The organism is Clostridium sp. 1001283B150225_161107_B6 (genome assembly GCF_015556325.1).
Lineage (GTDB): Bacteria > Bacillota > Clostridia > Lachnospirales > Lachnospiraceae > Enterocloster.
Genome location: NZ_JADNMD010000002.1, coordinates 691,582 through 713,814 on the forward strand (window position 1 = coordinate 691,582; position 22,233 = coordinate 713,814).

21 protein-coding genes and 1 pseudogene are annotated in these 22,233 nt (G+C 48.8%); 16 read left to right on the top strand and 6 right to left on the bottom strand.

The genetic code is table 11. The features are described from left to right. The 3 genes from I2H39_RS08225 (at position 1) to I2H39_RS08235 (ending at position 5,589) form a co-directional block, all read left to right on the top strand. Entirely contained in the window at positions 1-2,577 is a 2,577-nt protein-coding gene (locus I2H39_RS08225; protein ID WP_195626226.1) for a DNA internalization-related competence protein ComEC/Rec2, read from the top strand. A gap of 143 nt (positions 2,578-2,720) precedes the next feature. Continuing rightward, a complete protein-coding gene (locus I2H39_RS08230; protein ID WP_195626227.1) occupies positions 2,721-4,124 on the top strand; it encodes a PTS transporter subunit EIIC in 1,404 nt (467 codons plus the stop codon). A 49-nt stretch (positions 4,125-4,173) separates the two neighbouring features. Further along, positions 4,174-5,589: a glycoside hydrolase family 1 protein gene (locus tag I2H39_RS08235; protein ID WP_347708575.1), complete on the top strand. Its 1,416-nt coding sequence runs from the start codon at positions 4,174-4,176 to the stop codon at positions 5,587-5,589. A gap of 44 nt (positions 5,590-5,633) precedes the next feature. Here the strand turns inward: I2H39_RS08235 and I2H39_RS08240 are convergent, their stop codons facing one another. Further along, the gene (locus tag I2H39_RS08240; RefSeq protein ID WP_195626229.1) at positions 5,634-6,113 is read right to left on the bottom strand and encodes a low molecular weight protein-tyrosine-phosphatase; all 480 of its coding nucleotides are present in this window, start codon (positions 6,111-6,113) and stop codon (positions 5,634-5,636) included. Between the two features lie 185 nt (positions 6,114-6,298). Between I2H39_RS08240 and I2H39_RS29135 the strand changes: the two genes are divergently transcribed. The 6 genes from I2H39_RS29135 to I2H39_RS29145 all read left to right on the top strand — a co-directional run bounded on the left by I2H39_RS29135 (position 6,299) and on the right by I2H39_RS29145 (position 12,577). After that, complete coding sequence (locus I2H39_RS29135; protein ID WP_227146972.1) at positions 6,299-6,376, top strand: putative holin-like toxin; 78 nt, start codon at positions 6,299-6,301, stop codon at positions 6,374-6,376. An 882-nt stretch (positions 6,377-7,258) separates the two neighbouring features. Continuing rightward, complete coding sequence (locus I2H39_RS08245) at positions 7,259-7,861, top strand: DUF3592 domain-containing protein (RefSeq protein WP_138310009.1); 603 nt, start codon at positions 7,259-7,261, stop codon at positions 7,859-7,861. 192 nt (positions 7,862-8,053) lie between these two features. Then, positions 8,054-8,704: a response regulator transcription factor gene (locus tag I2H39_RS08250; RefSeq protein WP_138310010.1), complete on the top strand. Its 651-nt coding sequence runs from the start codon at positions 8,054-8,056 to the stop codon at positions 8,702-8,704. Next, entirely contained in the window at positions 8,697-10,133 is a 1,437-nt protein-coding gene (locus tag I2H39_RS08255; RefSeq protein WP_227146959.1) for a HAMP domain-containing sensor histidine kinase, read from the top strand. Before I2H39_RS08250 ends, I2H39_RS08255 begins: the two co-directional genes overlap by 8 nt. A gap of 84 nt (positions 10,134-10,217) precedes the next feature. After that, positions 10,218-11,345 (top strand): hypothetical protein, encoded by a 1,128-nt coding sequence (locus tag I2H39_RS29140; RefSeq protein WP_227146962.1) that lies wholly within the window; start codon positions 10,218-10,220, stop codon positions 11,343-11,345. 32 nt (positions 11,346-11,377) lie between these two features. After that, positions 11,378-12,577: a glycoside hydrolase gene (locus I2H39_RS29145; protein ID WP_227146966.1), complete on the top strand. Its 1,200-nt coding sequence runs from the start codon at positions 11,378-11,380 to the stop codon at positions 12,575-12,577. Positions 12,578-12,639: 62 nt separating this feature from the next. Here the strand turns inward: I2H39_RS29145 and I2H39_RS08265 are convergent, their stop codons facing one another. Next, entirely contained in the window at positions 12,640-13,701 is a 1,062-nt protein-coding gene (locus I2H39_RS08265; RefSeq protein WP_138310011.1) for a DUF4179 domain-containing protein, read from the bottom strand. Further along, complete coding sequence (locus I2H39_RS08270; RefSeq protein ID WP_138310012.1) at positions 13,698-14,180, bottom strand: sigma-70 family RNA polymerase sigma factor; 483 nt, start codon at positions 14,178-14,180, stop codon at positions 13,698-13,700. Before I2H39_RS08270 ends, I2H39_RS08265 begins: the two co-directional genes overlap by 4 nt. Before the next feature lie 133 nt (positions 14,181-14,313). On the opposite strand from I2H39_RS08270, the gene I2H39_RS08275 reads away from it, so the two are divergent. From I2H39_RS08275 to I2H39_RS08295, 5 genes and pseudogenes are all read left to right on the top strand, one after another. Beyond that, positions 14,314-15,783 carry a hypothetical protein gene (locus I2H39_RS08275; RefSeq protein WP_195626230.1) on the top strand — a complete coding sequence of 490 codons (1,470 nt, stop codon included), beginning with the start codon at positions 14,314-14,316 and terminating at the stop codon, positions 15,781-15,783. A 132-nt stretch (positions 15,784-15,915) separates the two neighbouring features. Then, a pseudogene (locus I2H39_RS08280) lies at positions 15,916-16,328 on the top strand (GyrI-like domain-containing protein). Between the two features lie 131 nt (positions 16,329-16,459). Beyond that, positions 16,460-17,440: a DNA polymerase III subunit delta gene (gene holA / locus I2H39_RS08285; protein ID WP_138310014.1), complete on the top strand. Its 981-nt coding sequence runs from the start codon at positions 16,460-16,462 to the stop codon at positions 17,438-17,440. Positions 17,441-17,460: 20 nt separating this feature from the next. Next, on the top strand, positions 17,461-18,033 hold the full coding sequence (locus I2H39_RS08290) for a TIGR01440 family protein (protein ID WP_138310015.1): 573 nt from the start codon (positions 17,461-17,463) through the stop codon (positions 18,031-18,033). Between the two features lie 57 nt (positions 18,034-18,090). Continuing rightward, the gene (locus I2H39_RS08295; RefSeq protein WP_138310016.1) at positions 18,091-18,675 is read left to right on the top strand and encodes a cytidylate kinase-like family protein; all 585 of its coding nucleotides are present in this window, start codon (positions 18,091-18,093) and stop codon (positions 18,673-18,675) included. Positions 18,676-18,764: 89 nt separating this feature from the next. Here the strand turns inward: I2H39_RS08295 and I2H39_RS08300 are convergent, their stop codons facing one another. The 3 genes from I2H39_RS08300 to rpsT all read right to left on the bottom strand — a co-directional run bounded on the left by I2H39_RS08300 (position 18,765) and on the right by rpsT (position 19,518). Continuing rightward, entirely contained in the window at positions 18,765-18,917 is a 153-nt protein-coding gene (locus tag I2H39_RS08300; RefSeq protein WP_171042679.1) for a hypothetical protein, read from the bottom strand. A gap of 23 nt (positions 18,918-18,940) precedes the next feature. Beyond that, positions 18,941-19,141, bottom strand: a complete 201-nt coding sequence (locus I2H39_RS08305; RefSeq protein ID WP_330640836.1) for a hypothetical protein — start codon at positions 19,139-19,141, stop codon at positions 18,941-18,943. A gap of 113 nt (positions 19,142-19,254) precedes the next feature. Beyond that, positions 19,255-19,518 (bottom strand): 30S ribosomal protein S20, encoded by a 264-nt coding sequence (rpsT, locus tag I2H39_RS08310; protein WP_138310017.1) that lies wholly within the window; start codon positions 19,516-19,518, stop codon positions 19,255-19,257. 247 nt (positions 19,519-19,765) lie between these two features. Between rpsT and gpr the strand changes: the two genes are divergently transcribed. Beyond that, complete coding sequence (gene gpr / locus I2H39_RS08315) at positions 19,766-20,776, top strand: GPR endopeptidase (RefSeq protein ID WP_138310018.1); 1,011 nt, start codon at positions 19,766-19,768, stop codon at positions 20,774-20,776. 77 nt (positions 20,777-20,853) lie between these two features. Next, positions 20,854-22,227, top strand: a complete 1,374-nt coding sequence (locus tag I2H39_RS08320) for a stage II sporulation protein P (protein ID WP_195626231.1) — start codon at positions 20,854-20,856, stop codon at positions 22,225-22,227. Positions 22,228-22,233 lie beyond the last annotated feature (6 nt).

The window sequence follows — 22,233 nt, forward strand, 5'->3', positions numbered from 1 at the left end:
ATGAAGAGACCGCTAGTTATACTGGCAGCAGGTTACGTACTTGGAGAGGTGCTGGCCCTGCAGGTTAATACAGCGGTGGACATAGGGATTCTGGCGCGGCTGTTTGCAGCCGCAGCAGGAGTCCTATGGCTGTTGGAAATGGGAAGAGACATTTTGTGTCTCCCTGTTTCCAAGAAAAAGATGCAGGGCAGAAGTAACCGTAAACATAAGGTGCTTCTGCTCTTTTTGGTATGTATTCTGGCTGGGGCGTCTGCGGGCCTGGCCAGAGGGCGGCAGGAAAAAGAAATTCTGGACATTGAAGAGTCCGGTGCCCGGGCCATGGCCAATGGGCGGGTACTGGTAAAGGGACAGATTAAGAAAATTGAACAAAAGAATGAAACAATTACCCTTACGTTGGAAGGCGTGACAGCTGAGGCGGGGAAGAAAACTGCGGAATTTAGAAGGATTATGGTGTATGCGGAAGATGAGGTAAAAGAGAGGGATGGGGCGAAAGAGAGGGGGGAAACGAAAGAGAAGGATGAGTCTGGCTTGGGAGCAATCCTGGCGGTTGGCCAGCGCGTTCAGGTGAGGGGGAAAATAACGCCGGTGGAGGGACCGAGAAATCCGGGAGAATTTGATTTCAGGACCTATTACCGCACAAAGGGAACTGCCTGCAGGGTGTACGGCGAGAACCTGACCGTGACGGGAGGAGAGGAAATTCCATATTATAAGGGAATAACAGGATTCAGAAAGTGGTGTGCCGGAATCCTTGATAAGATATGTGTGCCGGAAGACGCGGCGGTTTTTAAGGCTGTGCTTCTGGGCGATACGTCTGATATGAATCCGGAGATGCGGGAGATGTATCAGCGCAACGGAATTTCCCATCTTCTGGCTGTCAGCGGGCAGCATCTGGCTATTATCGGCGGCGGGATATACCTGGTAATCCGGCGAACAGGAGCCGGCTATGGCAGGGCCGGGATGATATCGGCTGTACTGGTTGTCAGCTATGGAATTATGACGGGAAGCTCCGGTTCCGCTGTGAGAGCGGTTATCATGACTTTGTGTCTATGGCTGGCAGCTGTCAAAGGAAGAAGCTACGATACCTTGTCGGCATTGGGGCTGGCAGCCTTAATTCTCCTGTACAGAGAGCCCTATCTGCTGTACCACAGCGGGTTTGAACTGTCCTTTGGGGCGGTTCTGGCAATCAGCGGATTAGGGGGATGGATGCAGTCGTTCCTTCGATTGGAACGTGCATGGGAAAAGACGCTTCTTATAAGCCTGTGTGTACAAATCCTGCTGACTCCCATTGTGCTGTATCACTATTTTCAACATCCCCTTTATGGTATTTTTTTAAATCTGCTGGTTATACCGCTTGTTTCTGTATTAATGTATTCCGGTATTCTGGGGATTGCTGTGGGAAGCTTCTGGATTCAGGGTGGTATGGCAGCAGTGGGGGCCGGACATTATATTTTAAGGTTTTACGAGCTGCTGTGCAGGGTGGTGGAACGGTTTCACGGATATAGCCTGGTACTGGGACGCCCGTCGCCGGCGCAGCTGGGAATGTATTTTGGGATATACGGGATGGGAACGGCTGTTATGCTGTTTGGAATCAGGGGATGGATTAAAAATGGAGTTATATCTGAACCGGAGGAAAACGCCTCCCATGCCGGCTTAAAAGGATTGGCATCTGCGGTCCGCCGGAAAACAATGCTCCTGGCGTGCTTTTTTGCTTTGTATGCCATCAGTTTCCTGGCACTGCTCCCGGGTCCTGCCAATGGTCTGGAGGTTGTCTGTCTGGACGTGGGACAGGGAGATGGGCTGCTGCTTCGGACCGGGAGGAAGACGGTCCTGATAGACGGGGGAAGCAGCAGCCAGAAAAAGCTGGGAAATACTGTTCTGGAGCCCTATTTAAAAAGCAGGGGAATTGCAGGGATTGACTATGCTGTGGTAAGTCATGGAGACAGTGACCACATAAACGGTCTGATGTATCTGATGGAGGAATCAAAGGACATAGGTATAGGCACACTGATACTTCCGGTTATGGGAAAGGGGGAGGAGGTATATGAGAATCTGGCAGCATTGGCCCGCAGGAAAGGAACGGATGTGGTTTATATGAAATCCGCAGACTGTGTGAAAGCAGATGAACTGACGCTCACTTGTCTGTATGCTGGTGAAGATTTCAGGGGAAATGACCGCAACAGCCATTCACTGGTCCTGTGCGGAGACTATAAGGGATTTCATATGCTGTTTACCGGTGACATGGGAGAGGAGCAGGAACGCAGACTTGTCAGGCTGGCAGAACAGGAAGGGAATGTTCAGAATATACATCTGAATCATGTTAGGATATTAAAAACAGCCCATCATGGTTCCCGGTCATCTTCATCAGAAATGTTTCTGAAACAATTGAGGGTTCAGTTGGCAGTTGTTTCCTATGGAAGAGGAAATTCTTACGGACATCCGTCTCCTGAAGCAATGGGGCGTTTAGAGGAACAGGGGATTACGATTCTGGAAACCGGGAAAAGAGGGGCCATAACACTTGAAACAGACGGTATATCGCTGAAAGTCCATACATTTTTAGAGGAAAAATCTCATCAATAGCACTGTTAAGACAATCAGAAACATATATCTGATGAGGTGCATGGTATACACGTTTGGCGGATACAAGATAGCTGGATGAAATACACTCCTGACAGCCATATTATAAATATGGAAACGAGTATGAAATCTTGGAAGGAGCAGGGATGAATTATCAAAAAACAGCTAATGAGATTTTATCTCATATAGGCGGGGCGGAGAATATCGAAGAAATGACACACTGTTTTACCAGGCTCAGGTTTGTGCTGAAAGACCGGAAAAAAGCAGAACGCAGTGAGATAGAACGGGTGGAAGGCGTGATTGCGGTTGCGGAAAGCAACGGTCAATTTCAGGTTGTCATGGGAACAAAGGTGGGCAGGGTGTATGACCTGCTGAAGGAAATGACAGGTACAGAACAAAAATCAGAAGAAGAGGCCGGTCCGGTCCGGCATACAGACAGGGGATATAGTGAGAATAAATCACACGAACCTGGCTGGGGAAACAGAATCATCATGTCTGTCTCCTCCATGTTTACACCTATGGTACCTGCCATAGCAGCATCCGGACTTTTAAAAGGATTTTTAACCATAGCCAGGATGCTGGCGTCAAATCAGGGCATTGATATTACGGGGAACCATACCTATGTAATCTTTCTGGCTGCCACGGATGCAATTTTCTATTTTATGCCGGTTATCCTGGCCTATACCAGTGCAAACGTATTCGGAGCCAATGAATTTGTGGCAATGGCTCTAGGGGGAACCATGTGTTATCCCACAATTCTGAATCTTATGACAGGAGAGGAAGAAGTCCGGATGTTCGGTGCGGCGCTGACCAGAGCCAATTACACATCTTCGGTCATTCCCATCATAATAGGCGTGTTCATCCTGGCCTATGTGCAGCGGTTTCTGGAGCGGGTGGTACCGGAGGTACTGAAAATCATCTTAGTGCCCGGAATTTCTCTTTTTGTCATGGTTCCTGCGGTATTTCTGGTTTTTGGGCCGGTGGGAATATATCTGGGAAATATGATACATGTTATCTATACAGGACTGATGGATATAAGCCCTGTTTTATGCGGCGGCTTTATAGGAGGCATGTGGTGTGTATTTGTTGTGTTTGGGGCGCACAGGGCTTTGGTCCCCATTGGCATCCAGGATGTGGCCCTGCACGGCCAGCAGAATTTACTTGCATTTGCAGGTGCTGCGAATTTTTCTCAGGGAGGTGCTGCCCTGGGTGTTATGATGAGAACCAGGAACCACGGACTGAAGGCAGTGGCGGCATCAGCTTCCGTAACAGCCTCTGTCTGCGGCATAACAGAGCCGGCTATCTATGGATGCAATCTGCGCCTTAAGCGCCCTATGGTATATGCGGTTATCTGCGGAGCCGTGGGAGGTGCTGTCATGGGGGCAGGAGGAGTATATGGGGATGCATTTGCAAATAACGGCATCCTTACGCTGGCAACCTATGCTGCTTTTGGAATTAGAAAATTTCTATTCTATCTGGCGGGTATTTGCATCTCATTTTTCGGGGCTGCCTTTATGACATTTCTGCTGGGCTTTGAGGACTTGGATTAGCAGCTTCATCCGGCAGGATTTAAGTTGAGGAGGAAAAAGGATGAATCAGATAAATACAGAATTTCCGGATGGTTTTTTGTGGGGGGCCTCATCCTCTGCATTTCAGATTGAGGGAGGATGGAATCTGGGCGGAAAGGGAATGACAGTGGCGGACTTTAATTCCTTTAAACGCTCCCATATACAGGCAGATACCAAGGTCGCCAGTGATTTCTATCATCACTGGAAGGAGGATATTGACTTAATGGCAGAGCTTGGACTTAAAATGTACCGGTTTTCCATTGCATGGGCCAGAATCATACCGGATGGCGATGGGGCTGTCAATGAGGAAGGGATTAATTTTTATCATGGAATCATTGACAGCCTGCTGTCAAAAGGGATTCAGCCTTTTGTGACCCTGTACCATTTTGACCTGCCCTATGGGCTGGTGGAAAAATACAATGGCTGGGAATCCAGGCGCTGCGTCATGGCTTTTGAACGGTATGCCAGGATATGCTTCAGGGCTTTTGGGGACAGGGTGAAATACTGGCAGGTCCACAACGAACAGAATCTGATGGTCCGGGTGGATGAGAGGATGAATATTGATACGGCAGATAAATGGGAGGCAGACCGGCTCAGGGCCCAGATGGATTATCACATGTTCCTGGCTCATGCTCTGGCTGTAAAGGCATGTCATGAGCTGGTTCCGGGAGGGAAAATAGGCCCGGCCCTGTCCTCCTGCTGTACCTATCCTGAGACTTCCCGTCCTGAGGATGTATGGGCAGCGGTGAACAATGACTGGTTTAAGGCGGAATACTGTCTGGACATGCATCAATACGGAGAATATCCGGGATATTACAGCCGGTACCTTGAAGAAAGGAATATAAAGCCGGCTGCTGAAGAGGGCGATAAGGTGATACTGAATTGGGGCGCCCCTGATTACATTGCACTTAATTATTACAGGACGCTTTGCGTCAGGTATCTTCCGGCAGATGAGATGCATCCGGCAGGAGAACGGTGTTTTCCCGGCAATGAGGTGGATTTTGACCAATATGGATACTTCCGCCATGTGAAAAATCCTCATTTGATTTCTACAGAGTATGGAGCGCAGATTGACCCCATGGGCCTCAGGATAGTGCTAAACCGTTATTACCAGAAGTACCGGCTTCCGCTTCTCATAACAGAAAATGGTCTGGGGGCAGCGGATTTTCTTACGGAAGATGGTAAAGTGCATGACAGCTACAGGATTGACTATCTGCGAAGACATATCCAGGCTTGCAGACAGGCCATGGACGATGGAGTGGAGCTGATGGGATACTCGCCCTGGTCCTTTATGGATTTGCTGAGTTCACATGAAGGATTTAGAAAACGGTATGGTTTTTTGTATGTAGACAGAAATGAGCAGGAAACGGGCAGCTTTAAGCGTATTAAAAAAGACAGCTTTCACTGGTACCGCCGTGTCATAGAGACAAATGGGGCACTGGTATAGGCTGTCAGTGAGGCGCGGGTATTCCCGGTGACGGGAGGCGTTATTTAAATCCGCTCTAATATATAATCCAGCAGCACAGCACAGCCTTCCGTCACGTCGGACCAGGTTGCGTCAAAGTCACCGGTGTACCATGGGTCGGCAACATCTCCTCCGGTACCACAAAAATCCATCAGCTTAAAAATCTTGTGGTCAGGGTCTCCGCCGGCAATTCGCTGCATATTGCGGATATTCCAGCTGTCCATGCCAATCAGATAATCAAATGTTTTATAGTCTGCCCTGGTCATCTGCCTTGCACGGTGTCCGTCGCAGGGGATGCCGGCCTGCTTTAACTTAGCGCGGGTTCCGTGGTGTACTGGATTACCGATTTCTTCGGTGGACGTAGCAGCAGAATCCGCCTGAATTACTCCGGACAGGCTTTTTTCTTTTAGAAGGCTGCGGAAGTAGTAGAGGGCCATGGGGCTGCGGCAGATGTTGCCATGGCAGACGAAAAGGATATTGATGGTGCCTTTGTTTTGGTTGGTCATACTTGTATCTCCATTTGAATTTGATAGGTAAAGTTTACTATAAATTCACAGAATGAACAAGGCCGAAATAGACAGGGGAGATTTTTCTGATTGCACCCTTTACATCCGGTTTACCATTTTATATACTTTATGTAGGCAGTTCCTACTGCTGGGTGGCTTCCATCTCCGAAGGGGGGTGGTATAACATGAGTACATATGAGACACTTTCATTGATGATTGCGTTTGGGGTAGTTATCGTTATGATTATAGGTACAAAAAAATAGTCACCCGCCTACCAAAGCAAATGTGACTATTTTTTAAGTTATTATTCTTTGGAAGCCGCTCACTGGAGTGAACTGCCTTTTTGTACCTTTATTATAAACCGATTTCAGTTCATCTGTCAATCATGATTTTTTAGCTCTTCTCTTCTTCTCTTGCATTTTTCAGTCCATATATTCAATCCTATTGGAATGCCTCGAGAAATATTACCGTAACAAACGAAAAGGATATTGATGGTGCCTTTGTTTTGGTTGGTCATACTTGTATCTCCATTTTAATTTGATAGGCAAGGTTTACTATAGATTCAAAGAATGGACAAGGGAGAGATTTTTAATATCATCCTTTACATCCGGTTTATCATTTAATATACTTTATACAGGCAGTTCCTGCTGCTGGGTGACTTCCATCTCCGAAAGGGGGTGGTATAACATGAGTACATATGAGACGCTTTAATTGATGATTGCGTTTGGGGTAGTTATCGTTATGATTATAGGTACAAAAAAATAGTCACCCGCCTCCCAAAGCAATAGTGACTATTTTTAATTAAGCTATTAACTTGGAAGCCACTCACTGGAGTGAACTGCCTTTTTGTACCTTTATTATAAGCCACTTTCAGTTTATCTGTCAATCATCATTTTTGTGTGACTCTTGCATTTTTCCTGTGTTTCCGTCCACCTCCGTTTTGAAAAGATAAAACCCGCCAGAGTCAATGGCCAATAGCAAACAGCCGGTTATCATCAAGGCGGGCATGATTGTTCTGTAAACAAAATTTAGTGGATGTGATTATTTTTTGTGATATAATACGTCAGTAATATCCATTACAATAACTGTAACGGAAGGAAACCATGTTTAGTAACGAACCAAATTGAGCCGCGGTGTAACATATATTGAAGGCTCTTGAGGGGGATAAGGAAATAGGGAAGGAGAAAATGGGGATGCTAAATGGACTTTTTAAGAGGTATTGGCGTACAATCGGAGTCTTTGCCGCATGGCTTTTATTGTCAGCGTTTTTCTTTGGGGTATTGAAGGAGGAGCCAGATGCAGTAAAGTCGGTCGCTTTCCTAATTCTCCTTGTTATGGGTATTGGATATATGCATCAGACGCGGCACATTAAGGATGTATGTACGGTTATGACTACTGCGAAGGTAATTGGAAATATAAAGAGCCTTATGGATACGAAACAGGAGCAGACCAGCGACCTCTCTATTCCCACCTATCAGCCGGTTTTGGAATACTATGTTGAGGGCGAACAAAAACAGATGGTCTGCCGTGATGGATTCCCCACACCCTTTCCCTTAAATGAGTTTTACAGTATTTATTACAATCCGGAGAAACCGGATGAAGTTAGGTTTGCTGACCGCAGGACAGCTGCTGAACGATATATAGGCCCGGTTTTCCTGGGAATCGGAGCTGTTTTGATGGTTTTAGCCGTTGTCCTCCTAAAGCTGATGTCTCCACATATTGAATCCTTCTATAGATTTTATCTGTGATGCATGATAAGGAGCTGTTACAAAATAGCAGAGAATTCAGTGAAGGGGCAGTAGCTCCATTTTGTTTCATTCAAATTAAGGAATACACCGGACTTGGCCGGATGGAACGAAGCGTACAAAAAATGATACCGGCACCGTCAATGCGGGCATTGCCCGGTGACGCTGCGTTTGTTGATGTGACAGGAGGGATTTATGAATATATTGATTGCTGAAGATGACCCTGATATGCAGAAAATACTTGCCCTCTATCTCAAAAAAGAAGGCTATGATGTGGATACCGTATCAGACGGGCAGGCTGCGGTCCAATACCTGGCAAAACATGGTGCGGACCTGGTTCTCCTTGATTGGATGATGCCGGTTCAGGATGGTATTGAGACCTGCCGTCAAATCCGGGACCTGAATATTCCGGTTAAGATTCTGATGCTGACGGCAAAAGGGGAAAATAAACATGAGATTACAGGTCTGTCCTGCGGTGCGGATGACTACATGCGAAAGCCCTTTGATATACAGATTCTTCTGCTTCGGATTAAAAAGCTGTGCAATCTGGAAGGGGTCCTGCGGTTTAGGGACATTTCCCTGAATCAGAATACATTTGAAGCAAAAAAGGGGGACAGTCCACTTGTCCTCACCCGAATCGAGTTTGGGCTGCTTTGCTTTTTTTTAAGGAATCAGAGAATGATACTGACCAGGGAACAGCTGCTTAATAATATCTGGGGGATGGACTTTGAGGGGGATATCCGTACTGTGGACACCCATATTCGCAGACTGAGAAAGAAAATAGGGGAGGATTATATCAGGACACGCATTGGGATTGGATATGTGATGGGGGAACAGAATGGGTAAATGGATGAACCGGTTATGGAAAAAGTTTACATGCGGGATTGTTGGAATCATGGCATTTACGCTGATTCTTGCCCTTGCGGTGAACTCGGCTGTTGTTGAGCGGTATTATCTGCACAGACAGTCGCGTTACCTGCGCGGTGTTGGAGAGCAGCTGGAACGGTATTTGTCGGAGGGAATGTCTCCCGAAACAGTAATTGAACGGTTGGAGGCGGAAGAAAAAGTTTTGATTGTATATTCGGAACGTGCGGTTGACAGCAGGCCGAATCATACGCCGCAGGGAGATTTGGACAGCGAAGCCTTAAGCAGTGAACTTCGGGAAAAGTTCCGGCAAAAGGGGCTGGGCTTTCAAAGGTTCTGGCTCTGGGAGAAGGATTTTGAATCAGCCCTGGAACATGGAAACAAGCTGCGTCTTTACCGGCAGGATAAGCTGAATTATGGTATTCTGGCAGAATACATTCCGACGGAAAACGGTATGTTTGCCATTGCGGCCATTGTACCTGACACAGGCGAAGCCGTGGGAATTGTTAACTATTTTCTGGTCATTCTGTGTATTGCATCCTCTCTGCTGGCAGCGGTTCTTATGTATATACTTGTGCGCCATATTACCAATCCTTTGAAACAGATGGAGAAGTTTTCCGAAGATATATCCTCCCATACATGTCATGAGCTGCTTGATATACGCACCGGCGATGAGCTGGAGTCGGTGGCGGACAGTATGAACCGGATGAGCAGCAGCCTGGAACAGTATCAGAATATGCTGCTGGATAAAAACCGGCAGATGGAAGAACTTTTGGATAATGTGGCCCATGATTTGAAAACCCCCATCTCTCTGGTAGGAATGTATGCTGCCGGAATCAGGGACGGCCTGGATGACGGAACCTTTCTGGATACGATTATCCGCCAGAATCACCGGATGTCACAGCTGGCGGAACGGCTCCTTGCCCTGTCGCGGATTGGACAAAAGGAATATCCCAGTGAAACAGTGGAGCTTGACCGGCTTCTGGCGGAGGAGATAGAGGCGCACCGCGCGGTGATGGAACGGCGGAATATGTCCGCGGATTCTCACCTGGAAATCCATACCTCCATCCAGCAGGGACTGACGATTATGGGAAATGCAGGTCTGGTCAGCACCATATTTTCCAATCTTCTGTCCAATGCGGTTAAGTATGCTTCTTGCGGCGTGATTGATATTTGCCTCCAGAAAAATGGTTCTGTCTGCCGGTTCACCATAACCAATCAGATTCAGCAGGAAGGATTGGACACGGACCGAATCTGGGAACCGTTTTATGTAGGCGATTCTTCGCGCAACCAGTCCCTGGCAGGGACCGGACTGGGTCTTGCGATTGTGAAGCGGATTGCGGACCGGTGCGGATATACGGCTGTCTGTGAAGTGCGGGATGGTATAATCTGGTTTGCCATCATTTTTTGATTTTCTATTTTTGTCAAATGAATGTCACATCATGGATGTATAGTGATTGGCGTCAGAATGATTTGACAGAAAAGGAGAGCAAAGATGAAGCGAAACCATATTTTATTCCGCTGCAGCAGTCTGTTGATGGCCCTTGTGCTGACCGGATGCACGGTCAGCAGCCCGGGTGACGGTAAACGCAGGACAGACATACAGGAACGCCAACAGGGACAGGATGTGCCGGAACCGGTACATGGGATTGGGTTTGACCCTGAAATCAATCCGGAAAGTTTTTCCATTTACCTGCACACGGAGAATGGGACGGTGCAGGTAAATGCAGCGGACAAGAAACGAACTGTGGAACAATATAAAACGGATGGGGATAGGATTACGTGGGAGTATCCCGGGGATGAGGTATCTGTTTCCGTAAAACAGGCAGAAGACTATCTGAGCGTATCCATCACTTCCCTGACAGCTCAGGACAACGGGTTTTCATGGCCCGGGGTTTTGGCAGACAGCTATTACCTTCCCTTTGGAGAGGGCAAACGGGTTCCGGCGGATGACCCGGTCTGGAAAGAATATCTGGAGGGGCAGGAATTTCCCGTGATGGAGAAACTGTCCATGCCGTTTTGGGCAGAGGTTCACGGGGATTATGCAGTGTTATTTATCATGGAAAATCCATTCCATACCATGCTGGAATTTCAGACACAGCCGGACCTGGCCTTTGATGTCCGTTATGAATACCCGGCGATTGAGAAGGAAAAGACAAAACGGTTTCGCATTTATCTGACGGAAAATAACCCTGTAAGTGTGGCTGAAATATACCGGAGATATGTGCAGGAGAAGGGGACATTTGTTACACTGGAGCAGAAAGCAGACGATAATCCGGATATCGGGAAGCTTTTTGGCGCGCCCTTTATCTATCTGTGGGGGGAACGTGTAATCTCGCCGGAGGACGTGGACTGGAAGGCGTTCAGGGAGTCGTTTGACACCCCGGTTATTGAGTATACCAGGGTGTTTGGGGAGCGGCAGCCCAGGGACGGGGGAACGGCAGAGTACCTGTCGGCACTTCAGGAGATTGGTTCGCAGGATTATGTGGCGGAATACCAGAAAAATGTAATCTGCAATTATCTGAGCCATATGCTGGTGCAGCCTGATTTTTACAATCCATCCGTGTTTACCGAAACAACGCCCAAGCTGGATGTCTATTTGGAAGGGGGTATGGAAGCTTAAACGACTCTGAGCGTATTCAGGCCAATAAACAAATGCTTGCTGCTAATCTGCCGCTGGTATTCAAAGACCCGGACCGCTGGATGCATGGGGATACGGTTGGATTCGTGGAGGAATTACAGGAAGCAGGTATCGGCCGGGCCTGGATTGGGCTTAACAGCTGGGAACAGGCCTATGCAAAGCCAGAGCTTGTAAAGGCGGCGGCAGATGCCGGTTATCTGATTGGCAGCTATGATTCCTATCACTCAATACATGAACCGGGACAGGAACAGTGGATTACAGCCCGGTTTGATGATGCGTCTCTCTATGAAAAGGCCACAGTCACTGACAAAGATGGAAACAGCGTGAAGGGGTTCCAGGGAGTGGGACGTAAACTCAACCCCACATTGTCGCTCACGGCAGTAAAGGAACGGATGCAGGGGATTATGAAGCATAATCTGCCCTTTAATTCCTGGTTCATAGACTGTGATGCCACCGGGGAAATATATGATGATTATACACCGGAGCATATAACGACGCAGCGGCAGGACATGGAGGCCCGTCTGGAGCGGATGGCTTATATCCGGAATCAGTTCCGGATGGTGATTGGTTCGGAGGGCGGCAACGACTTTGCGGCATCCACCATTGCATTTGCCCATGGAATCGAGATGCAGAGCTTTTCATGGATGGATGAAGACATGAAGAATAACAGGGACAGTGAGTTTTATATTGGAAGATACTACAATCCCAAGGGCGGGGTAGCGGAACATTTTTCCAAACGGATTCCTATAAAGGACAAGTATTATACATTGTTTGCAAATCCGGGATATGATGTCCCGCTGTTCAGGCTGGTCTATCATGATTCGGTTATCACCAGTTATCATTGGGACTGGTCTACGTTTAAGATTCAGGGACTTACCGGGCAGCGCATGGTCCGGGAAGTTCTGTATGATGTTCCGCCCCTGTATCATCTGGACGGGGAACAATGGAAGGAGTACAAAGACGATTTGGTCCGCCATACCACCGTATGGTCCGGCTTCAGCCAAAAAGCGGCTGCGAGGGAAATGACGGACTTCCAATACCTGACAGAGGACGGCCTGGTACAAATGACAGAATATGGGGAGAATCTGCGGGCAGTGGCTAATTTCAGCGATAAGCCGGTCCGGTTCGGGGAAAAGGAACTGCCGGCCTGTTCCGTATTGATGGAGGTTGATGGGCGGAAATCGGTTTATACTCCGTCACCGGAGCATACCTGAGTTCGGATGGATGTAGTTAAGCCCGCCATAAGGCGGGCATAACTAGAATATCCATTGACAGCTTATGATTCCAGCCGGAATGTAACTGTCCAATCACCTTCAATTAGCTCACCTGAGTTATGGAATATACCGTACAGCCTATAATCCTCCAGCTGATTAAAAGGACCCACAAACCAAAACTCATAATATGTGTATCTGGAATTCCCGGTTTCCTCCTTCCAGCTCACGGAGTAATCTTCATGGCGTTCCCTGCCCTGACCATCCACAAGAAATGGCTGTACATGCCTGTCTGCCTTTGTATTATCTCCCATGCAAATTTGCAGCCGTAAAATATCATCCTCATACACCAGCCCAGTGACTGTAAAGTCATCCGGATTACAACTGTCCGGTCCCTCTGACGAAAGCACCTGGAACGTCCTGCGTGGATCATCCGGCTCCTTTTTTCCGTCCAGCACATCTAAATGCGGGGAAATGGCCTGAGAGCTGCCCCCGCTTCCCGACACAAAAACGCTTTTAGTCTCCCCGTGATTCTGTAAGCGGTCCATGCCAATGTCACGTTCTTCCTGAGTGATGCCGCACAACAGGCTGTGCACATAGAATGTCAGCTTGTTACGGTCAAATGCATCATTTGCCTGTACAGATAACAAGTAATATGCCTTTTCCTCCGCCTCATTGTACTGGATAAAGCTGCACCCAGCCAGACTGCTGTCAGCCCCATAACTCTTTAAACCATAGCTGTCAAATAAATCAGCTTTTCCCTGCATCCGGTCAAATCCTTCTGCATTTTTTAAAGACAGAAGAATTTCTGCCCGGTTTTCCACCAGATTCACGGCCTCCACCTGCAGGATGATTCCCTGGCTGGTGCTCTGCTTTTGTACCGGTAAAAACAAATCGGACATTCCGGGAGAAATGGATTCAATCACCTTATAAAATCCCGGAATATTGGCAGCGCAGACAGGAAGGACATTCCAGATACAGATACAGCAAACTGCTGTAATGGCAGTTTTCCATATGAAGCGTCTGTTACGGCACTTTCTTCCTGCTCCGGACAGGATACAGTCCACACTGTTTTGGTTAGGCCTGATTTTATCATATGCATTTTTATAATCTTCACGAAACATCATCTTTCCTCCAACCTCCTTCTCAGCATATCCCTTGCCCTGGTAAGCCGGGTCCGTACCGTGGAAGGCTTTACGCCAATTGTGTTGCTGATGTCATCCACGGACATATCCTCATAGTAAAATAGATGCACCACAATCCTATATTTTTCCGGAAGCTTTTTCACTGCCTCAATAACTGTCAGGTCCCGTTCCTCCAGTTCGAACACAGTGCCGGAATCCTCCGGTCCCAACCCGGTGATTTTTCTCATCCAGGCCGATTTCCAATGATTTTTGCAGCAATTGATTGTGACACGCAGGAACCAGGCTTTTTCATTCTCCTGGTTTTGAAATATTGGCTTTTTCCGCAGATAACGGATGAATACCTCCTGATGTATGTCGTCCGCGTCAAACTTTTGTTTTACCAAGGAATAAGCTAACCGGTATACCATATCTGAATAGCGTTCAATCATGGCCAGTTGAAAATCCTCCTTGTCCTTTTCCATCCTCTCACCACCCTTTCATTGATAATACAATCCAGATAGCCAAAAAGCTACAGAAAAAAGATTTTGAGGAGTAAAAAGGGCAGAAGTCATGCTATACTGGTGTCATGGTATTGAATGGAGGAGGAATAAACAGATGGAGTCATTGTATGAGTTAATCCACCGCGCATTGACATCGGAGGGAATGCTTCCGAAGGGCTTCAGCCTGCCGAAGCCCAATGCAGAAAAGATTCACTTTGCGGATGGTGCCATGGACGGGATAGCGATTTTTCATACGTCCAACAGTGCACAAGGCGTGGAATTGCTGGAACAGGCTGTATGTGCCGCAAACCGGGATGACGCAGGCGGGGCCCGGGAGCTGGTGAGAAGATTCTGTGAGACAGGCTGCATGATTGGCGCTATTGACGAGATTCAGCAATACATCATTGGGCATCAGGAAGAACTTGCAGCTGGTAAGCTCTATCAGCTGGGCAGGGATTTGATGCTGGGCGGCACTCACCGGGAGGAAGTAAAGTTTGGCATGGCTTTGCTGGAATTGTTTAATACAAATGGAAATGAGGAGATTAAGCAAGCAGTACGTGAGTTAGCCTGTTCCGACGAATTCACGATTTTCGCCCTATTCCTTATGCAGTCATGGGATAATCCGGAGCTGGAGATTTATCAAGCTGCCAGGAAGGTGAGAGGATGGGGAAGAATCCATGCGGTGGAGCGGCTTACCCCGGTGGACGAAGAGATGGAAAGGTGGATTCTGTCTGAGGGATGGGATAACACAGTCCTTCCGGCCTACTCTGCATTGGAATGTTTTCAAAAGGCACGTTGCGCCCAGCTGCTGGAAGAAGAGATGACCAGGGAACAGTACATCTCCATGTCAGGGCTGATGTCCGGGCTGTTAGACGAGGGTCCGGTCAGGGGAATCTCTGCATGCGATAATCCGGAGCAGGTTCTGATATCCTTCCTGCGCCAAAGCGGCCGATTTGATTTGACGGCAGCAGAATACGCAGTGGCTGCCCAGATTCTGGACTATGCCAGGGACAATAAAATGGAGCCTGTAGTCCTGGCAGCGGAGCGTTTGTTAAAAAGCAGGGGCTGCATGCTGGTTCTGCAAAGGGATATGGAGCGCGGGGAAAGTCTGCGGCTGGCAAAGCAGCTGGGCCTGGACTGCGCACCTTACGCTATGGCTGCAATCAATGAGGACTTCCAACGAAATTACCATTATATAGACCTGCTCATGTCTGAGGAGGAATATGCCGGCAGGCTAATCCACCTGTTTGAGGAAAAACTTCCATTGGATGAAATGGCCGCCGGGAGCGCGGATGAGATGGGATTAGGAGAGGCCTTTACGGACTACAGGATTTTGGTCTATATGATACAGCATCTGAAAAACCGTCCCGGGATGGGTGTGAGGCTGATTCAAACCGCATTGAAGGCGCCTGTAGTCAATAACCGGAATATGGCGCTGACCGTACTGGAAGAGTGGGTGAAGGACAAAGGATGTTCCCTTGGGAAATGTTATCCGGACCTGCATCAGCTGCTGCTGGAGCTGCGGGAATCTGAAGTGCGCCATGATATCCGGACCCGTATGGATGCCCTGGCTGGCCTGAAATAAGTGCGGGCTTGAAATAAGGTGCGGTTTTGTCTTTTAGGTGATTTCGCTAAGTGTTTCAACATTGTTATTATGGCGGAACATAAATCCCAGCCGGCGGGGTAAAAATTTAAATTTGTAAGGGAGCAGAGAAATATGGCATTTGACTTCAAAAAGGAATATAAAGAGCTTTATATCCCTAAAAATAAGCCGCAAATTGTAAATGTTCCAAAGATGAATTACATTGCAATTCGTGGAAAAGGCAATCCATCACAGCGCAGGACTTTGAATGGGCTGTGGCTGCCGCCGCAAAGAAGAAAAAAACGGACTGTTACAGCGCCGTGTTTCTGACTGTGAACGAAGGACTGTGCGTGCAAATGATGCACATAGGTTCTTATGACAGAGAGCCTGAAACAGTGGCACTTATGGACGAGTACCTTACCCGGAATGGGTATGTGAATGATATGGAAGATGGCAGGCTGCATCACGAAATCTATCTGTCTGACCCAAGAAAGTGCAGTCCGGAGAAAATGAAAACCGTAATCAGACATCCCATAAAAAGAGTTTGACAACTCCACTCATAAGATGCACTTTTCAATCACTTTTCAATCACGCCCTAGTGACAAAGCCCCCGGCACTGTGCTATACTGAAATTGGAAAACATCAGCTAATTGACGGAATATGGAAGGACGACCTTTACATGCAGACATTGAACCAGGACATAAAAGACCGGACATTTAAGCCTGTATACCTTCTGTTCGGTGAAGAGGCCTTCTTAAAGAAAAGCTATAAGAGCCGTCTGAGAGAAGCCCTTACCGACGGTGATACTATGAATTACAATTATTTTGAAGGCAAAGGGATGAATGTGAATGAAATCATCGGCCTTGCGGACACCATGCCTTTTTTTGCGGAGAAGCGGCTTATACTTATGGAGGACAGCGGATTCTTTAAGGGCGGGGCAGGAGCGGACGAGCTGACTGAGTATATGGGAGGAATCCCTGAATCCACCTGTCTTGTATTTGTGGAATCGGAAGTGGACAAGAGGAGCAGACTATATAAGGCAGTGAAGAAATACGGCTATGCTGCGGAGCTGAGCCACCAGGAACCGGCCCAGCTTGCCAGATGGGCTGCAGGCATCCTGTCTAAAAACGGTAAGAAGATTACCGGCCGGACCATGGAATTCTTTCTTAGCAAGGCTGGGGATGACATGGAGAACATCAGCTCGGAGCTGGAAAAGCTTATAAGCTATACCCTTGGCCGGGATGTCATCACAGATGAGGACGTGGAGACCATCTGTACCACCCAGGTAACCAATAAGATATTTGACATGATAACAGCCATAGCGGCACGTCAGACCCGCAAGGCCATGGACCTTTATGAGGACCTTCTGACACTGAAGGAACCGCCCATGCGCATCCTGTTTCTGATAGCAAGGCAGTTTAATCAAATCCTCCAGGTCAGGGACCTGATGGGAAAGGGGATGGATAAAAGCACCATAGCGTCCAGGCTTAAGCTTCAGCCCTTTGTGGTGGGGAAGATTATGCTGCAGGCCAAGACATTTTCCAAGGAACAAATCATGTCGTATGTGAATCTCTGCGTGGATGCCGAGGAAGGCGTTAAGACCGGTAAGCTGCAGGACCGGCTGGCAGTGGAACTGCTTATAGCAAACAAATATGAATAAAAATAAGAGGAACGAAGGCGATGGATATGATGGAGACAATTGAACTGGAAGATTTGAAAAACCAGGCCAGGCAGGTGCTGGAGGAGCTTATGGAGGCCGCCCGTCTGAAGCCGGGACAGATTCTGGTGGTGGGCTGTTCGTCCAGCGAGATAGACAGCTTTAAGATTGGGTCCCACTCAAGCGCAGAGATAGGGATGGCCGTGTATACGGCTCTTTACCAGGAGCTGAAGCCCAGGGGGATTTACCTGGCCGCCCAGTGCTGCGAACACTTAAACCGTGCCCTGATTCTGGAGGCAGAGGCCGCCCGTGCTTATGGCTATGAGCCGGTAAATGTGGTCCCCCAGTTAAAGGCCGGCGGCTCTTTTGCCACAGCTGCTTATGCAACCCTGGAACATCCTGTGGCAGTGGAGCACATAAGGGCCCATGCGGGGATTGACATCGGCGATACCCTCATTGGCATGCATATGAGGGATGTGGCAGTTCCTGTACGGATTAAGACAAAGGAGATTGGAAGCGCCCATGTGGTATGTGCCAGGACCAGACCTAAGTTTATCGGCGGTATCAGGGCCCGCTACGATGAGGAGAATATGTAAGGACCGCAGCCGGTTGCTGACATAGAATATGAAAATGGGATATGAGGAGGTATGGTTATGAACAGAGCGATTACAATCAGCCGCGAGTACGGAAGCGGGGGACGGGAGATTGGCGAGAAGCTGGCTCAAAGGCTGGGTATTCCTTTTTATGATAAGGAATTGATTGCCATGATTGCAAAGGAAGGGAATATTGAGACTTCCGTATTGGAGGCCAACGATGAAGTGGACCCGGATTTAGATAATTATTCACCGCGGCAGGTCCCGCCGGACTACCAGATTGCCATGACCCAGCGAATCTACGCGGCTCAGGCAACCGTCATCCGTAACCTGAATGAGAAAGGTCCCTGTGTCATTGTGGGGCGCTGTGCAGATGCCATACTTCCGGATGCCATCAACATCTTTGTATTTTCGGATATGGAAAACCGTATCAGACGTATCATGTCCCTGAATCCCGGGCTTTCCAGAGAAGAGGCCAAGGCCAGCATCCTGGCAGTGGACAAGAAGCGCAAGGCTTACCATGAATATTATTCCACCACACAGTGGGGAGATATGGATGCATACGATATCTGCCTTAACAGCGGACTGGCCGGCGTGGAGGGATGTCTGGAGGCTGCGCTCACCTATATTAAGTACGTCAGATAGCTTACAACATCAGAGTTGGAAGTAGACCGAAAAATCCCAGACAGGGAAAGCAGGAAAACGCTTATCTGTCTGGGATTTTTTTAAAAGCCCTATTCTCCGCCGGGGCCGTCACGGCGCGGCCTGAACGATTCAGGCAGGGGCTCTGCATAAGAGCCCTTGTCTTTCCTCACATGGTCTGTATCGTTGGAACAGTCCCTGTTTTCTGCGTTTTCTGCCGTATCCTGATTCATGGTATGATTCATGATTCTGCCTCCTTTGACTGCTGTCAGCTGCCCTCTTTCACGATTTCATCCAGAACCTTAATCAGGTCCTGCAATGTCTCCAGGTGCACATTTCGCTCCAGGATGCAGTTTTTCAGGTCGACGGAAAGGGTTTCGAATTTGTCCCGAATTTTCGGGGAAACATAGGATGCCATATCTATCACCTCAATGATAGTATGGGCCGGAATCAGCATTTTATGCACCATGTAAAATGGGTTACATGGCTAAGGAGCATATTCAGGGCATAAAAAAACCTTCCGGTGGGTTGGTCCGGAAGGAAGAGTGTCTGAAATTCCTTAACAGTGAATATCTCTATGAATTAAGCGATGGAATTAACAGCCTTGGATAAACGGGATACCTTGCGGGAAGCATTATTCTTATGATATACTCCCTTGGTGGCAGCCTTGTCAATCTCGGTAGTAGCAGCCAGCAGTGCAGCCTGGGCAGCAGCCTTGTCCCCAGAAGCAACAGCAGCGTCAACCTTCTTGATTGCAGTTTTAACCTTGGATCTAATCGCCTTGTTTCTTGCAGCCTTAGTCTCGTTTACTAAGATTCTCTTCTTTGCAGATTTAATGTTAGCCAATGAAATACACCTCCGTTCTTTAATATTATTATCTTTGTGTTTTCCATCAAAGCCTGGACACGGACAGTTCAATGTAAACATACTATTGTATTCTAGCTAATCTGACCCGGAATGTCAAGTCATATTTGGCTAAAATTTGAAGAAATTTGGCATGTGGGATTTGGCATGGCTGAATTGCTTCACACATACATATTTCCGGCCATAATCGCAGAAACTGATAGGAGAATGATATGAGAGGTGGATGAATATGGAGGAAAATGCAGCTGTCAATGCTGTCAATGAAGCCGCGGCAGGTACGTTCCAGGTGAGGACGGACCTGGCGCTGGAACAGCGGGAGAGTTCCATGGGGGAAGGCGGGGACGTATCCGGCGTCCGGCTGAAGGAATGGCATCATCAAAAGAGCGGCCTTAAGCTGACCGAAGTAAAGATACTGAATGAGCAGGGGGCCAAATCAATGGGAAAACCCAGAGGAACCTACCTGACCCTGGAGGCGGACCGTCTGTCCAAGGCGGACGAGGATTACCACAGTGAGATATCGGAAGAACTGGCCCACCAGATACGCAGGCTTATGACGGAAATGATTGGGTACAGGGAGGAGGATTTGCCTTCGGTCCTGGTGGTGGGACTGGGAAATGACTCCGTCACCCCGGATTCCCTGGGTCCAAGGGTACTGGATAACCTGCAGGTGACGAGACATCTGGACGGACAGTACGGAAATACATTCCTGAGGGACAGGAAGCTTCCCGCTGTCAGCGGCATAGCGCCCGGTGTCATGGCGCAGACCGGCATGGAAACTGCGGAGATATTAAAGGGAATCATACATGAAACCCATCCGGACCTGATTATTGCCATTGATGCTCTGGCGGCCAGAAGCGTGCGGCGTCTGGGGACTACCATCCAGCTTACGGATACGGGAATCCATCCCGGTTCCGGGGTTGGGAATCACCGCCACAGCCTGACCAGGGAGAGCCTGGGCGTGCCGGTAATGGCCATTGGGGTGCCCACCGTAGTGGGAGCCGCCGCCATAGTACACGACACAGTGTCCGCCCTTGTGGGAGTGCTGGCAGAGAACGAGGGTACCAGGGGAACCGGCAGCTGGATTGAGGAAATGGACCCGGATGGCCAGTATCAGCTTATACGGGAACTGCTGGAACCGGAATTTGGTCCTCTTTACGTCACGCCGCCGGACATTGACCAGTCTGTGAAGCAGCTGAGCTATACTATATCCGAGGGCATACACCAGGCTGTTTTTCCATAGGGGGTTTTACGAAACAAGCAATATCCTTCACATCCCTGCATATCATAATAATAGTATGATGACAGGTGAATGAATTGATGAGAATAAGACGTGGAGGCGTGGACCGGCTCGTACGCCGGTTTCTGGCCGGCACGGTCCTTATGTTGCTCTTGCTTTTGTGCGGCCGGTATGTAAGCCGGGCCGCCGCAAGCATAACAAAAAATGATTACAGGGATATGATATGCGCAGGAGGGCAGTGGATGGTGGAAGCCATCTGGAGCCAGGCCCATCCGGCGGATAATGCCAGGGAATCAGGCCTGTGGTCAGATGCCTGGGGAAGCAGGCAGGGAACCAATGACCCTGACCCTGCTTACCGCAAATACAATGCAGTAAAAACATTTTATGAAGAACACCAGTATCTCGCCTGGTACGGCAATGAAGAATCCGGCCAGCAGACCCCGGAGGAATCTGGCATCCTGGCTTCAGGAGAAGCAGGGATGGGATATGGTCCGGGCACAGGCACAGCTGGCCCTGCCGGAGCAGGCGTTTCAGGAACAGGAGCCTCAGGGGCAGACGGTGCCCAGGGCCGGGATTTGGCCGCCGGAACAGGCGGTATGGGTGCAGCCGGACTCCAGGGTGCAAACCAGTCCCTGGAGGCCATCACAGGAACTCTGGAGCGTCCCATTACCGGCAGTACATATGTGTTGGAACAGCTGATGGATTACGATTTTCTTATAAAACATTTTTACAGCATCCATACTTCTACTACAGCGGGCCGCGACCTTATGAATGCAAAGGACCTGCTGGGCCGGGACATGACCATGAAGGGCGATGACTCCAAACCCCAGATACTTATATACCACACCCATTCCCAGGAAGCCTATAAGGATTCAGGTCCGGGACAGACCGTGGTGGGAGTGGGGGATTACCTGACCCGGCTTCTGGAGGCCAAGGGATACAATGTATACCACGACAAATCGGTTTATGACCTGAAAAACGGCCAGCTGGACCGGAGCAAGGCATATAATTACGCCCTGGACGGCATTACAGGCATACTGCAGAAGAATCCCTCCATTGAAGTGGTGCTGGATATCCACAGGGATGGGGTGGGGGAGAACCTGCACCTGGTTACCCAGGTGGACGGCCGGGATACGGCGCAGATTATGTTCTTCAACGGTCTGAGCCAGACGCCGGAGGGCCCCATAGAGTATCTGCAAAATCCCTACCGGGAGGATAACCTGGCCTTCAGTCTTCAGATGCAGCTGGGAGCCGCTGCCTATTATCCCGGCTTCACCCGCAAGATATACCTTAAGGGACTGCGCTACAATGAGCACCTGCGTCCCAAGTCCAGCCTGATTGAGGTGGGAGCCCAGACAAACACGTACCAGGAGGCATTAAACGCCATGGAGCCCCTGTCAGAACTTTTGGATATGGTGTTGCAAGGAAATAGAAAAGATAGTATAATTCAGTAAGCAAAG